The organism is Streptococcus himalayensis (assembly GCF_001708305.1).
Taxonomy (GTDB): domain Bacteria; phylum Bacillota; class Bacilli; order Lactobacillales; family Streptococcaceae; genus Streptococcus; species Streptococcus himalayensis.
The window spans coordinates 1,294,031-1,307,647 of record NZ_CP016953.1; the positions used below are offsets into that span (position 1 = coordinate 1,294,031).

Annotated in this window: 12 protein-coding genes; 9 read left to right on the plus strand and 3 right to left on the minus strand. The window is 35.2% G+C overall.

Going from position 1 to position 13,617, the window contains the following annotated elements:
- Positions 1-7 precede the first annotated feature (7 nt).
- Entirely contained in the window at positions 8-556 is a 549-nt protein-coding gene (locus BFM96_RS06080) for a DJ-1 family glyoxalase III (RefSeq protein WP_068991663.1), read from the plus strand.
- A gap of 1,389 nt (positions 557-1,945) precedes the next feature.
- Here the strand turns inward: BFM96_RS06080 and BFM96_RS06085 are convergent.
- A complete protein-coding gene (locus tag BFM96_RS06085; protein ID WP_068991669.1) occupies positions 1,946-2,272 on the minus strand; it encodes a helix-turn-helix domain-containing protein in 327 nt (108 codons plus the stop codon).
- A 191-nt stretch (positions 2,273-2,463) separates the two neighbouring features.
- Here BFM96_RS06085 and BFM96_RS06090 point away from each other — a divergent pair, with 191 nt between their 5' ends.
- Genes BFM96_RS06090 through BFM96_RS06105 form a run of 4 tightly spaced genes read left to right on the plus strand, consistent with a single transcriptional unit; the run spans position 2,464 to position 6,540 of the window.
- A complete protein-coding gene (locus BFM96_RS06090; protein ID WP_145939716.1) occupies positions 2,464-3,831 on the plus strand; it encodes a hypothetical protein in 1,368 nt (455 codons plus the stop codon).
- Positions 3,832-3,850: 19 nt separating this feature from the next.
- A complete protein-coding gene (locus BFM96_RS06095) occupies positions 3,851-4,837 on the plus strand; it encodes an excalibur calcium-binding domain-containing protein (protein WP_068991674.1) in 987 nt (328 codons plus the stop codon).
- Entirely contained in the window at positions 4,830-5,273 is a 444-nt protein-coding gene (locus BFM96_RS06100) for a thioredoxin domain-containing protein (RefSeq protein ID WP_068994210.1), read from the plus strand. The genes BFM96_RS06095 and BFM96_RS06100 overlap by 8 nt, the downstream gene beginning before the upstream one ends.
- A gap of 1 nt (position 5,274) precedes the next feature.
- Entirely contained in the window at positions 5,275-6,540 is a 1,266-nt protein-coding gene (locus tag BFM96_RS06105; protein ID WP_068991677.1) for a hypothetical protein, read from the plus strand.
- A 983-nt stretch (positions 6,541-7,523) separates the two neighbouring features.
- Here BFM96_RS06105 and BFM96_RS06115 read toward each other — a convergent pair.
- Together BFM96_RS06115 and BFM96_RS06120 are read right to left on the minus strand one after the other, a co-directional pair.
- Entirely contained in the window at positions 7,524-9,056 is a 1,533-nt protein-coding gene (locus tag BFM96_RS06115; protein WP_068991685.1) for a DNA primase family protein, read from the minus strand.
- Complete coding sequence (locus tag BFM96_RS06120; protein ID WP_083201756.1) at positions 9,031-9,363, minus strand: hypothetical protein; 333 nt, start codon at positions 9,361-9,363, stop codon at positions 9,031-9,033. Before BFM96_RS06120 ends, BFM96_RS06115 begins: the two co-directional genes overlap by 26 nt.
- A gap of 415 nt (positions 9,364-9,778) precedes the next feature.
- Here BFM96_RS06120 and BFM96_RS06125 point away from each other — a divergent pair, with 415 nt between their 5' ends.
- From BFM96_RS06125 to BFM96_RS06140, 4 genes are all read left to right on the plus strand, one after another.
- Complete coding sequence (locus BFM96_RS06125; protein WP_068991687.1) at positions 9,779-10,588, plus strand: helix-turn-helix domain-containing protein; 810 nt, start codon at positions 9,779-9,781, stop codon at positions 10,586-10,588.
- A 60-nt stretch (positions 10,589-10,648) separates the two neighbouring features.
- A complete protein-coding gene (locus BFM96_RS06130; RefSeq protein ID WP_068991689.1) occupies positions 10,649-11,794 on the plus strand; it encodes a tyrosine-type recombinase/integrase in 1,146 nt (381 codons plus the stop codon).
- Positions 11,795-11,943: 149 nt separating this feature from the next.
- Entirely contained in the window at positions 11,944-13,035 is a 1,092-nt protein-coding gene (gene serC / locus BFM96_RS06135; protein ID WP_068991691.1) for a 3-phosphoserine/phosphohydroxythreonine transaminase, read from the plus strand.
- The gene (locus tag BFM96_RS06140; RefSeq protein WP_068991694.1) at positions 13,035-13,595 is read left to right on the plus strand and encodes a GNAT family N-acetyltransferase; all 561 of its coding nucleotides are present in this window, start codon (positions 13,035-13,037) and stop codon (positions 13,593-13,595) included. The genes serC and BFM96_RS06140 overlap by 1 nt, the downstream gene beginning before the upstream one ends.
- Positions 13,596-13,617: the final 22 nt, after the last annotated feature.

Here is a 13,617-nt window from a genome sequence, read left to right on the forward strand (position 1 = left end):
GAAAAACATGGCAAAAGTTGCTGTTATATTAGCCAACGGCTTTGAAGAAATCGAGGCTCTTACAGTGGTAGATGTGCTGCGCAGAGGAGATATTACCTGCGATATGCTGAGTGTTGAGAGCGAGGTGACAGGTTCCCATGGAATTACAGTTAAAGGTGACCGGCTTTGGGATGGAAGTTTGGAAGGCTACGACATGGTTGTTCTCCCTGGGGGGATGCCAGGGGCTGCTAATCTCCGTGATGATGAGACCTTGATGGCGGCTTTGCAAAACATGAAGGAGCAAGAAAAGTGGATTGCTGCCATTTGTGCGGCTCCTATCGCGCTTGAGAGAGCTGGAATTCTTGAGGGGAAAAGCTTTACCTGCTACGATGGGGTGGAAAAAGAGATTGCTTCAGGTCGTTATCTCAAAGAGACGGTAGTGGTCGATGGAAAACTTATCACCAGCCGAGGTCCGTCAACAGCCCTCGCCTTTGCTTATGAATTACTTCATCAATTAGGCGGTGACAGTGATAAACTAGCAACTGCTATGCTTTATAAAGATGTATTTGGTGTCTAAGAACAAAGACGCTTCTACCCATCTGAAAGAGGGAAAGAAGCGTTTTTTTTATGTGAAATCCGTTTAGAAATCATCAAATTTGAACTACAAGTCGTTTAAAGTTCCATCTATATTTCGGTTTATACTCGGAAAAAATTAAAATCTGACGTTGGTAACTAATCTTGCTGAACCATAGTTCTACTTACGGTTTTTAGGACACAAGCTACGCTAGTTTTATCTATCATCTTCTACAATTCTCAATTGCAAGGGGCGAGCTACGCTCGTTCTATTTCCACCCTTTCACAATTCCTAATTGTGGAAGCTAGTCAACTTGCGGGGGTAGGGCTAAACTAATCCAGTGGATTAGTTTAGCCCGAACCTAAAAATAAAGGAGTGAGGATAATCGATTTGTGCGAAATACTGATTTTTGCTCCACTCCCCCTAGTCAGATGTTGATTTTAAAATAAACTCATCAAGTTTTCGAGCCATTTTATGGAAATAACTGGTGATAGGGGGATGTTCCATGAAAATCAAAACTAGCACTTTTGCGATTTTCTTAGATGGTTCGGACGTACCTGCCTTTTTTAGTACTCTTCATTTCAGTCACTAAAAAAGCATTCTATCTGCTTCATCTGACTAACTTTATTTTATGGCAAAAAACAACAACGATAAATAAAAATGTTGTTTTTGGAATTTTATCAGGATTGGAACCATGGGAGGTAAGAAGCGGTGAAGGGTATCAATGAATAAGGGGGATTGTGGTACTTTGTAGGATTTGCCTGCACCATTGTTCGTGAATAGGGATGGTTTCACATGGGAAAGCGAAATTTATAGCAATTTTCTGAAGATTAGGTTTCGGTATTGAATAATCAATACTATACTTTCAAAATACCTTTAAACCAATGATTTGGAAGAATTTAATAGCTAATATACATAAATAGAAAATAGTGGAGAGTGAACAAAAAGTCCACAAAAGTTACAGAGAAATGAGTTCAGCAGGCAAGAGAAAGGAGTATCTATAGTGATGCTCTTTTCTTTTATCAAAAGGACGAGAAAAATCTTTAGATTGAAGAAAAACATTTTGTATCATTTTCTTAAATCTTTTATTTGCTTCTCCAATAGAAAAACTCTTAGAAGCAATACAAAATAAGCTTTTCTAAGAGTTTAATCAATGTCTGAGCTTGTTCCTAATATTTAGATTTTTTATTATCTTAGAGGTCTTGTTCTAGATTTCTTTGGATAAGATGTTTATGATTGTTGATTGGTATAGGAGATATGTATCAAGAAGCGCGTGATTAAAAAAGGCGATTAAAAAATGAAATAGGCGTATGCGAATGCAAAATAGTCTATTCATCGTTGAACTTTATTTATAAAAGCCTATTGATTTATCGCTATTTTTTTAGAGAGTATCTATTTAGACTTTGCGACTTTTGCAATATCTAGGAAAATCTTGATTAGCTCTTCAGGATTGTCACTTTGTTGAATTTCAAGGAGTAATTTAGTGATTTGGGTATCAGTGGTACTTGCAAAGGGTTGGAAAAAATCTCCTAGTGAAACTTCTAGCACATCTAGGATTGTGATTAATGTATTTAAAGCGACTGTACGTCGTCCATTTTCTACAAAATTTATGTATGGTAGGCTTAAATCGCATTGTTCAGCTAACTCTTGCTGGGTCATTCCTTTTTGTTTACGATAATACTTGATTTGAGTTCCGATACTAGTCATAATATCCGTCATATCTTCCTCCTTCTGTGGCTATTATCATTTTATAATCTAGGGGAAGAAAATTATATATTCTGTGAGTTTTTGTTTGTATAATATATTTACTAAAAAGATAAATTGAGGTAAAATTATAAATGAATAGTCTAAAAAAGTTAAACAATTAATTAGATTTGTATTCTAAAGTTATACCAATAGAAAAGTTGGTGATGGAGGCAGAAATGATACTAGGATGGATTTGTTTGTTATTATTAATAGCTTTGGATATATATTATTATATATATGGTTTTGATTCTAATATATTAGATTTTTTAAGAAATAAATTTAACTCATTATCATTGCGTTCTTGGTCATATATAGCAGCTACTATCTCTCTTTTAATTGTTTTTACAGTTTTTATTAATATTCCGAAAGCCACAGTACCTAATTCTTCGTCTTATTTTATTGGGAAGACTTTGGATGAAGTAAAGGAGGAATTTGAAAAAGAAGGTTTTTATAATATTGTTTCTGTTCCTGTAAGAGATTTACAATCAGGCAAAGATAAAGATAAAACTGTCAGAGGAGTTGAAATAGCTGGAGATATTTCTTTTAAGAAAGGGGAAAAATATTGGCAATCTACTGAAATTAAGATAAAACATCATGACTTTCCAGAAGATTATGCAAAATTATCCATTGATACAAACAAAAATTTGGAGGAAATAGCAGAGAATCTACGTTCAAATGGTTTTACTAGAGTATCTATTGAGACAGTTCCGTTAAAATTAAAAAATAATGGAGAAGAAGTTTCATTCCAAGAAATGAGAGTTAGTGGAAAAGTATACAAAGGAGTTCAATTGGAAAAAATAAAATCTGCTTATTTTCCGAAATCTTCTGATTTGGTGCTAATAAAATATGAATCAAGTATTCCTTTAATTCCGCTACCTAGTTTTTACAATGGTTTGACGGATGTAGAAAAGGTAAAAAAAGCTTTAGAATCATTGGATTTTTCAAATATTAAAGAAACTCCTATTCCTACTGAAGATGATGTTCTCCACAATAAGATGTATAGTATTGACGTAGAGGACGAAAATTTCCAAGAAATAAATGGTAATATCGAAGCTTCTTCTGATGCACAGATTGTTCTTCATTTTTACCATTCAAAAAAGGCTGCTCAAAAAATAGAAGAAGAAAAGAGAAGAGAAGAAGAAAAAATACAAAAGAAAGCCGAAGAAAAACAAAAGGAGGAACAAGAAAGAAAAGATGAGGAAGAAAAAGCTTTAGATTATTTAGAGAAGATGGAAATTGCAGCAAATTTTGTAAACGCTACTTCAGGAACGGACATTGTTTCCAAGGTTACACTAAGTACCAGTAAACAAGCAGGAGCATTAATCATCAATTTAAATCCTAATATTTTATACGCTGGAGCATTAGAGATTAAAGCTGCCATTCAATCGCTTAATGAATCACTTGTTATTAGTTCTACGCAATATGGATATGAGAAACCTATTCTCCATTATTATTTGAATGGAAATGAGGTTGCAGTGAATCGCTACATTCTTAACCCACCAGAAGTTAAATTTAGAGGAATATTAAAATAGTTATGTTAAGGAGAACATCATGTTATTCATGTGTATATTATTTGGTATTATCGTAGTTATTTATGGGATTATTTTTCATTCTCGGTATTTAATGCATAAGTCTGAACAATGGAAATTCTATACATTTCTGAGTTCGCTTGCTGTCTTGACCTTACTGTCTGTAGTTGGTTTACTTTCGACCTTTGCCCCTATAAATAAGAATATGGCTATGACGTCCAGTTCTTCTACAATATCAGAGGTTTCAAGCAGTTCTTATGTAAGTAGTTCAAGTCAGAGAATCAGTAGCTATAGTAGTTCTAGCAGGAGAGATTTCACTGTTGATTCATCTTCAAAGAATATCGACAGTAACACTAAAGAAACAGGAAGTACCACTACTTCAGCCAGAGGTACGTGGACACCCACAGCTAACTATACAGTTAATGAGTATTTGAATAAACCAAATACGAATATTGTTCTACGCGCAAAGGTTATCAATAGTTTCCCTGATTACCTTATTCAAGGTGATAATTTACTGGAAGTTGAAACAGAGGTTATGGGTATCTATGAGCCAGATGCGTATCGGGAATATTCCATCAATGGTGACAGACTGTTTATAAGAGTTCCGTCTTCACAAGATGTGCGTGTTGGTGAAAGAAAGGTTTTCACAGGAGAAATTACTAAATTAGAAGACTATGGTCGTATGGGTGTAGGAGCTATCAAGATAAGCAGTATGCGAAAACCAGCTGATGAAAATAGTCCTGTGTCTGCACCTAAAAAAGAAGAACCAGCATCACAATCAGCACCAACTTCACCTGCTCCAGAACCCGCTCCAGTTCAACCAAGCCCGCAACCACAGAGTCCAGCACCAATTCAACCAAGCCCGCAGCCATCTCCTAACCAAGGATTAAGACCTTTCAGAAATTGTACAGAAGCAAGACGAGCAGGCAGAGTAAATATTCCTGCTAGTGACCCACAGTATGGGCCGTGGTTAGATAGAGATAAGGATGGTTTTGGTTGTGATGAGTAAGTATAAGATAATGATTTTATGTATTAGCTTATCTTTTTTAATAGTATGCTGTGTTTTAGTTATTTTTCTAAAAAGTTCTTCACTAACCGATTATCAAAAAGCGGTACAAGCGTATCGTAGAATAAATATGGAGGAACTAGAAGCTAGGTTAGAAAAAAATGAATCAATTTATTTATACATAGGAAGAGAGAGTTGTCCCTATTGTCGAGAATTTGTGCCTAAACTTACACAGGCTGTCTCAGAAAAAAATAGTATTGTATACTATCTGGATAGTGAAGGAAATGATAAAGAGGCTATAAAACAATTTAGAAAGCTTCAGGGAATTAAGACAGTTCCTAGTTTGGGGTATTATAATCATCGTGGCTTGGTTAGAAAATTAGAAAAAGGTAGTCAAGCTAGTATAGAAGAAATAAAGGAATTTTTAAGGAGAAGGTAAAATGGTTGTGCTATTTCAAATTTTACGATTTGTTGGTTTAATAGGAATAGTTATATTTATATGGTTATTGATTCGTTATAAAAAGCTAGGTAATCGAAAGTATATTAAGTTGGCAGGTATTGGTGAGGTAATTAGTTGTACATTATTTTTCTCATCGCTATTCTTTTATTCTAATTTTATTACAGAAATCCCGTACTCGTCTGAACAATTTGTAGGACGGCACAAAGATGAAGTAGTCAAGGAGTTAGAAAAGGCAGGATTTACAAACATCAAGTTAAAACCAGATAAATCTCTCAAAAAAGATTCTGATGAAAAGAGAACAGTTAGCAGCGTTGTTGTGGGTAATCAGGAAAAATATCAGGATAAAGCAAATTTTGATAAAAATATAAAAATCGTCATTGCTTATCATGAATTTCTTGACTCGTATGCTAAGATAGGAAAAATCTCTGAAAATGTTTCTGTGAAAGAATTAGAAGGTAGATTAAAATCTTTAGGATTTAATGAAATTACACTGATGCAAGAAATTGTAAAAACAGGAGACAACTCAAGAAATGGCTCAGTGAAAGAAGTTTCGATTAATGGACAGGAATATTATTCTGTTTACCACAAATCAAACTATTTTCCAAAAGATTCTAAAATTAACATCACTTACTATGAAAAAGATAAGGATGCAATTACTGTACCTGAACTCAAGATTTCTGGTCCCTATACAGAGTTAGAGAATAAGTTAAAGGAGCTAGGTTTCACGAATATCAAGTTAGAGCCAATTGAAATTATAACAGATATCAATGATTATGAAGTAAAATATGTGACGATTGAAGGACACAAATACGAATCAGAGACATTGTCTAATCATTTCTATACTAAGGACACAGAGATTGTGATTGGGTACAATGATTATTCTTTTTATCAAGAAAAGAAACGAACTGCCGAGAAAGAAAAACTAGAACCATCTAGCTATGGTACAGTGAGCTATGATGCATGGAATCATGATGAAGTGGCAAAGGGAACAAAAGTCCAAGTCGCTGGAGAGATTGTACAGGTGTCGAGAGGTTTAGTTGATGTAACACTACGTATCCGTGTCGATGATTCATGGAATATTATTTATGCAACAGTCCCTAGAGGTTATTTTGATAGTAATATTCTAGCAGAAGATGACAAGGTTACTGTTTATGGTACAGCGACAGGTTTAACGACCTATGAAACTATTTTTGGTGCAGAAAAGACTCTTCCTTCGATGACTATTGTCTTTTATACGCGACACTAAGATAGACACAAAGGGGCTAGAAGTAGCCTCTTTTTTGATAAACTATACCATGAACCAAATATGATGATAGATAAACACAGAAAAAATTAGGAAAAGGAATCGATTGTAAGGTGTAATATTTAATAATTAATCAGATATTTTTAGAATTATATTGTAATTTATATCTCAAAATATTTGGAGATAATTAGAGAGTTTTAATCTCATGCTTTTAGAGAGTGGATTGTGCTTCACTCATTAAATTTGTATGATAATATCCTTCTTTTTATCATGTGGAATAAGCTTTATAAAAACGGATTTATGGGAGGTTATAGCACCATCTTCTAAATCTGGACTATGGACAATAAGGATAGTGATAAAGTCGGATACGCCCGCCTGTATCAACAATTTGAATGAATAGAAATCATTAATTGTATTAGGCTTAATAACCATTTGTCCCAGATATATTCAATAGCTTTCTAAGTACATAAGTAACTAATTTACAATGTCACAGTTAGCTATACTTGTTAAAAAAGGCTTTATATCAGCTTCTGTGGCATTTTCTCAAAAAATTATAAATCTTACACAGAGGGGAGTTTAAAAGAGTTGTATGAGGCTGTTAATGGCTCTTGTGACGTACTACGGACTTTGGGGGTCCTTCGTACTACAAGAGCCTATGAAGTGGGGAGAAAATGGCATATTTTCTCCCTTGTGAGTTTTAAAAGTATAAAAATACTGTGCTGGGAGCCCCTGAAGGCGGACAGCACGGTATTGATGATTTCATATACACTATATACACTAAATGACTAACTTATAGGTAGAAAAATAAAAAAACAACAAACATGAATATAAATGTTTGTTGGAAATGTGTATTTGCTGTATTTAACTGAAAAATCATTTTATATGATGATTGAAAGTAATGTATAAAATAAAAGAGAACAACGTTGAAATTCTGACGATCAGAAATAAACGATTGTTCCCTTTTTTATTTTGAGATTGGACTCTTATTATTTAGTGATTCTCTTGTATCCTCTATAGCTAGATGAGCTGTTCAGTTCAAAAGGATTATCTGAAAAGAATTTAGAATCCTCTTTGTTAAATTTAGAAAGCTTCTGAGGCCCACTACTTTGCCATTGATTGGAGAGTGTTTTCTTGAACTCCCTAAAAAATTGTTCTGGTGATAGCGGAGTTATTCCTTGTTTATCACAGAAGGAGTTATATGCCCAAAGTACAAACTGATTAGGTAAAAAATCAGATTCACATTTTGAGAATAAATCATCCGAAAAAATGTCTAAGTCGGTTATCTCTCCGTACATTTTTTTGACAAGTACGGAATCTTCTAAATCTGTAAATTTTTTAAACCCTAGATGAAGGGCTTTTTGAAGAACGTATTCCAGAAGCTTAGAATTGTTAATATGTTTATCCTTAATGTCTCTATCGTAATTATCTTTATTGAACTGAGCATCAAAGATTAATGAAATTCTTCGTCTACTAATTGCCGTAGAATCTCCTTGTATAGTAGGAAATTTATTGGCAGATTGGAGGATAACAGGTCGCATCCACATGGTGTAGGGTGTTTGGTTTTTAAATTCTACAGATACAGGGTCACCTGTGGTTAGAGAAAAGATAATAGAAGGGTCCTTGATATTAATATTAATAGGGTTATCGTCGCCAATAATCAGTCGTTTCCCTATTAGCTTACTTGTAAAGAATCGATTTTCAAACTCATTGAGTTTTGCAGAAGCTATATTACTTCTACCTATTAGATTCGTGATTAACTGCTGGAAAGTTCCTTTTCCGGTTCCTCCTTCTCCAAGTAACCAAATAATTCGCTCATCAGAATATCCGATAATACATGCTGTAAGGATTTCCCAAGCAAGCTTAATTCTATCTGTGTCTCCTGAAAATAGAGTATGTAACCAATTATTAAATTCAAAATTCTCCAATTTAGGAGAATCCAAATCCTCTGTAATATAGTCTATAGAATTTTTTGAGGTAAATACAATTGAATGACTAAAAGGATATGATGTTTTATTAACTGTATCAAATATACAATTATTACACGCTACATATCTTGTCTCTTTATAAGATTGGACTGTTTCTATATTAGATAGAAAATATAGACTTTTTAGACATTCTTTTACTTCTCTGTTAGTGTACGAGGGTTCAGTATATCTTATTATCTTTTCAAGACGATTTTGATCGTGTCTGTATATACCCATTTTAGGGTCGTAGATAAATAACATTGAATCTTCTCTATCAGAGTTATCACTTATTTTACGTAGTATTAGAAAGCTCTCAAGGAATTCAGCCATTTCATGGTGAGGTATTTTTTTTCTTAATTCCTTTCTGATAAAGGAATCACTTTCCCCAGAATACTCTGTGGTTAGCTTCTGTTTTCGCTTCTCTTTGAACTCTGTTATTTTCCTATCCAACTCACTATACTCTGATAGGTCGGATAGTTTGTTTTCAGGTATAGGGAGGAAAAGTAATTCTTGTTCTTCTCTGTGAACCTCAGTTGTCTTTATAACTTTCATCATAATTCTTCCTTTCGGTATTATTACTATATGTTAGGAACTTCATAACGTCTATTTTCCTATAATAGACTTTTCTAGTTCCTTCAATGGGTGGGCAATAACGATTAAGTCCTAGACTCTCCCACTCATGCAGAGTTGCTAGGCTAATTCCTAATTCTTTGATTAGGTCTTTTTGTTGGATGAGACCAAATGAGTCTCGTTTAAAATTATCTGTTAGTAATGATAGGTAATTTTCTATCATTTTTTGAATCCCATCTAGTAGGCTTAATTCAGCTTGTGTAGATAGTAATCCTTGTGAATCAATCTTCACATAATTGTCCTCCGCCCTATATTTATATAGGTAGCAGGTTGTTGAAATATACCATTGTGTATGGTATAATAGAAGAAATCAGCATAGAAAAGGGCTTAGAAGAAAATTGTATTTTCCTCTAACTATCTCTATTCTATGTTTTTAGATACCTTCAAGCTTGCCTGCTACTTGGTATTTATATCTGTTTATGACTCTTATCCTATGTTTGGCGACATGTAAGAGTCTTTTTTATACTTCCAAGATTCATCACCTCCAATTTGAATAAAAGTTATTCTACACCAATTTATAGACTTTGTCAACTATCAATTGCATAATTTTGTCAGCTTTTTAAAGAAACATCTTAAAAAATCTCTTTTTCTATTGATTTTCTAGGTGTTAACATGTATAATGGAAATATAGAGAACAGAGGTGTACTATGATTGGAAAAAAACTAAAAAATATAAGGAATGAACTATCTATTTCCTTGTCTCAGATTTCTAAAGAGATAGATGTTTCTAGGTCTTATATTTCAGACGTAGAGAATGAAAAGAAGATTTCTTCTTATCCTGTCTTCATAAAGGTAATAGATTTCTTATCTAAGGTGTCTCCTATTAATGAGAAAAATAAAGATCTATTTCTCACAGAAAAACTATATAATGAGTGGAAAGAGAATTGTCAATTCAATTTATCTGATGATAGTAATTTTGAGGGCTACTATGAATTGTGGGCACCAGATGGTTTTATTATCACAATGTTGTCGGACACAGATAAAGAAGATGAACAGTTGATAGATGAGAAGAAAAGAGATTTCTTCTTTCAAAAAAGTTTTTTACCAGATGGAAGAGATGGAGACTATAAAAATACGAATGAGAGATATATTCCCATCTATCAAGCTATTGACGGTATGGATTATCAAGTTCAGCAATGGTGGAAAATGCACTACTTCCAAGATATGGTATTGTCTGTGTTAGATAGTAACGAGACACTCGGCGATAAAGAAGCTAGATTATTTGCGATTATTCAAAATGAATTAGCATCGTTGAATAGTGGGAGTAGACAGGGAGAATTTTTATCATTTACTCACTCAATTTCCCCAAACAAGGAGTATTCTCTTGATTTATCTAGTTTATTAAGTTCTAATATGAAATTGACACTTCGAGGAAGTTACCTGTCGGATGAGGAACATACTTTTCTTAAAACAGTTGTTGAAGGAATGATTGCTAGGAGAAAGGAACTAGATAAATAATATATCATTCTGTTAGATACCTTCAAGCTTGCCTGCTGATGAAGGAAGGAAGCTAATGGAATGAAAATAAACGAAATCAAAAAGAAAAATGGTACAACAGTCTTTCGTGCTAATATTTATCTAGGCGTGGATAGAAGTACAGGAAAAAAAGTAAAGACTAATGTTACGGCACGAACTAAAACAGAATTGCGTAAAGCAATTAAACAAAGACAGGTTGAGTTTGAAAAGAATGGCTCAACTGTTCAAAAAAAGGTAAGTGTTAAAACTTTTAAAGAATTGACAAGTCTATGGCTTGATAGTTACAAATTAACAGTTAAGTTACAGACTTATAAAGGCACAGTGTCACAGCTTAATTGTCATGTACTACCAGTTATCGGAGATAGGAAAGTAGATAAGATAACTTCTAGTGATATTCAAGTTTTGATAAATGAGTTGTCAACCTATTTTGAAAACTACAAAGCTGTCCGTTCAGCAATTCGTAGGATTTTTCAATATGGGATATTGCTAGGTATTATTACTTTGAATCCAGCTAGAGATATTATCTTGCCACGCTCTAAACCCAAAGACACTTCCAAAGTAAAATTCATTGAGCCAGAGCATTTAAAGGATTTTTTGGATAATATAGAGAAAATCCAGTATAGGCGGTATGGATTGTATTTTGAGTATGTTCTCTATAATTTGTTGCTTTCTACGGGATTACGAATAAGTGAAGCATGTGCTCTGGAATGGTCAGATATTGACCTAGAAGAAGGCACTATATCAGTCAGTAAGACTTTTAGTAGGGCTACACAGTTGATTGATACAACCAAAACTAATGCAGGAAATAGAACGATAAGCATTGATGGAAAAACAAAAAATACGCTACGATTGTATCAGGTTAGACAAAGACAGGTGTTTTTTGAGCATGGTGCGCGTGCATCATCGGTTGTCTTTGCTACTCCAACAAGAAAGTACTTTGACACAGCGATTAGGCAGCATTCCTTAGATACTCGTTGTAAAGAGGCAGGTGTCCCGCGTTTCACCTTTCATGCTTTTCGCCATACTCACGCTAGCTTATTATTGAATGCTGGTATCAGCTACAAAGAGCTACAGTATCGTCTAGGACATGCTAACATCTCCATGACATTAGATGTCTATTCTCACCTATCCAAAGATAAAGAAAAAGAAGCTGTCTCATACTTCGAAAAAGCAATCAGCTCTCTTTAGTCCACAAAAAGGTGAACAAATTGGTAGAAGGTTAGATATAGACTCATCAAAAAGCTTATTTTATCAGTCTTTAGAAAGGACGATGATAAAAACTATAGCAATTTTCTGAAAATTATGCTATGATAGAAAAAATAGCAAGGAGGTCGGATATGACGATTTACAATTTTTCTGCAGGTCCTGCAGTATTGCCTAAAGAAGTGTTGGAAAAAGCCCAAGCTGAATTTTTGGACTATGCAACGAGTGGCATGAGTGTGATGGAGCTATCCCACCGATCCAAAGAGTTTGATGAGATTATCAAAGGGGCAGAGAGCTTGTTGAGAGAGCTGATGCAGATTCCAGATACCTATCGAGTGTTGTTTTTACAAGGAGGAGCCTCAACTCAGTTTTCGATGATTCCTTTAAATCTCGCTCAAGGCCGAAAAGCCTATTATGTGGTAGCTGGTTCTTGGGGGAAAAAAGCCTATACAGAGGCTGTCAAACTCTCAAAAACCATTCCTTTTGAGCCAATTTGCCTGGCTAGCTCAGAGCCGCAAAATTATGTGGAAATTCCATCTTTTGACGCTGGAGCCATTGATCCACAGGCAGCCTATGTCCATGTGACGACCAACAATACTATTGAAGGAACAGCCTTGTATCAAGTGCCAGATACCAATGGTGTCCCAGTGATTGCGGATATGTCATCGAATATCCTAGCAGCAGACTATCAGGTTGAAGATTTTGGGATGATTTATGCAGGGGCACAGAAAAATATCGGTCCAGCTGGCGTGACGGTGGTCATCATCCGAGAGGACTTGTTAAATCAAGAGCCAGTGCTTTCAAGTATGCTAGATTACCGCATTCAGGCGGAGAATAACTCTCTTTATAATACCCCACCAACCTTTGGAATTTATATGGCTAAACTGGTCTTTGAATGGGTCAAGGACTTGGGAGGCGTGGCAGAAATGGAAAAACGCAACCGTGAAAAATCAGATCTCTTGTATGATTATATCGAGCAGTCGAGCTTTTACACGAGTCCAGTCCTCCATAAGAAGCAGCGCTCCGTGGCCAACATTCCTTTTGTATCGCCAAGTGCTGAGCTAGATGTAAAATTCAACAAGGAAGCCGATGCGGCAGGTTTTAAAAATATTAAAGGTCACCGTTCGGTCGGCGGTATGCGAGCGAGTCTGTACAACGCCTTTCCCCGCCAAGGAGTGGTTGATTTGATTGCCTTTATGAAGAAATTTGAAGAGGAGAATGCCTAATGGAAATTCGACTTGCTCACCCCAATGAAGTGACTGCGATTTGTCAAATTTTTCAAGATGCTCGTGAGTTTTTAGCCCAATCGGGCAGTAGCCAGTGGCAAGGAGCCTATCCAAGTCAGGAGGATATCTTTGAGGATATTTTATCCGGTCGTGGCTATGTGGCAATTGTAGAGGGACAGGTAGCAGCCTATACAGCTGTCCAAGTCGGTAATGAACCAGCCTATAACGAGATTTATGACGGAAAATGGCAGCACAATAATTTTATCTACACCACTTTTCACCGCATAGCAGTTGCTGCAGCTTTTCGTGGGCAACAAATCATTCAGACCTTTTTACAGGGCTTAATTGAAGGACAAAAGGGGCCAGATTTTCGGTGCGACACCCACGAAAAAAATCTGCCCATGCAGCATATCTTGGAAAAATTAGGCTTTGTTTATTGTGGGAAAGTCCCGATTGATGGGGAGCGTCTGGCCTATCAGAAAATCAAAAGCAAGCAAGAAACCAGTTTGTATCAGGAAATTGCAGAAGATGACCGCTGGTTGCTAGGTCGAAATGACTAAAAAAGAATAGAAAGAGAAGGGA

Excerpts from the sequence above, each read along its gene's own strand:
- BFM96_RS06140 (WP_068991694.1), top strand. The coding sequence starts at position 13,035 with ATGGAAATTCGACTTGCTCACCCCAATGAAGTGACTGCGATTTGTCAA.
- BFM96_RS06130 (WP_068991689.1), top strand. The coding sequence starts at position 10,649 with ATGAAAATAAACGAAATCAAAAAGAAAAATGGTACAACAGTCTTTCGT.
- BFM96_RS06085 (WP_068991669.1), bottom strand. The coding sequence starts at position 2,272 with ATGACGGATATTATGACTAGTATCGGAACTCAAATCAAGTATTATCGT.
- BFM96_RS06100 (WP_068994210.1), top strand. The coding sequence starts at position 4,830 with ATGAGTAAGTATAAGATAATGATTTTATGTATTAGCTTATCTTTTTTA.
- BFM96_RS06095 (WP_068991674.1), top strand. The coding sequence starts at position 3,851 with ATGTTATTCATGTGTATATTATTTGGTATTATCGTAGTTATTTATGGG.
- BFM96_RS06090 (WP_145939716.1), top strand. The coding sequence starts at position 2,464 with ATGGAGGCAGAAATGATACTAGGATGGATTTGTTTGTTATTATTAATA.
- BFM96_RS06115 (WP_068991685.1), bottom strand. The coding sequence starts at position 9,056 with ATGATGAAAGTTATAAAGACAACTGAGGTTCACAGAGAAGAACAAGAA.
- BFM96_RS06105 (WP_068991677.1), top strand. The coding sequence starts at position 5,275 with ATGGTTGTGCTATTTCAAATTTTACGATTTGTTGGTTTAATAGGAATA.
- serC (WP_068991691.1), top strand. The coding sequence starts at position 11,944 with ATGACGATTTACAATTTTTCTGCAGGTCCTGCAGTATTGCCTAAAGAA.
- BFM96_RS06125 (WP_068991687.1), top strand. The coding sequence starts at position 9,779 with ATGATTGGAAAAAAACTAAAAAATATAAGGAATGAACTATCTATTTCC.
- BFM96_RS06080 (WP_068991663.1), top strand. The coding sequence starts at position 8 with ATGGCAAAAGTTGCTGTTATATTAGCCAACGGCTTTGAAGAAATCGAG.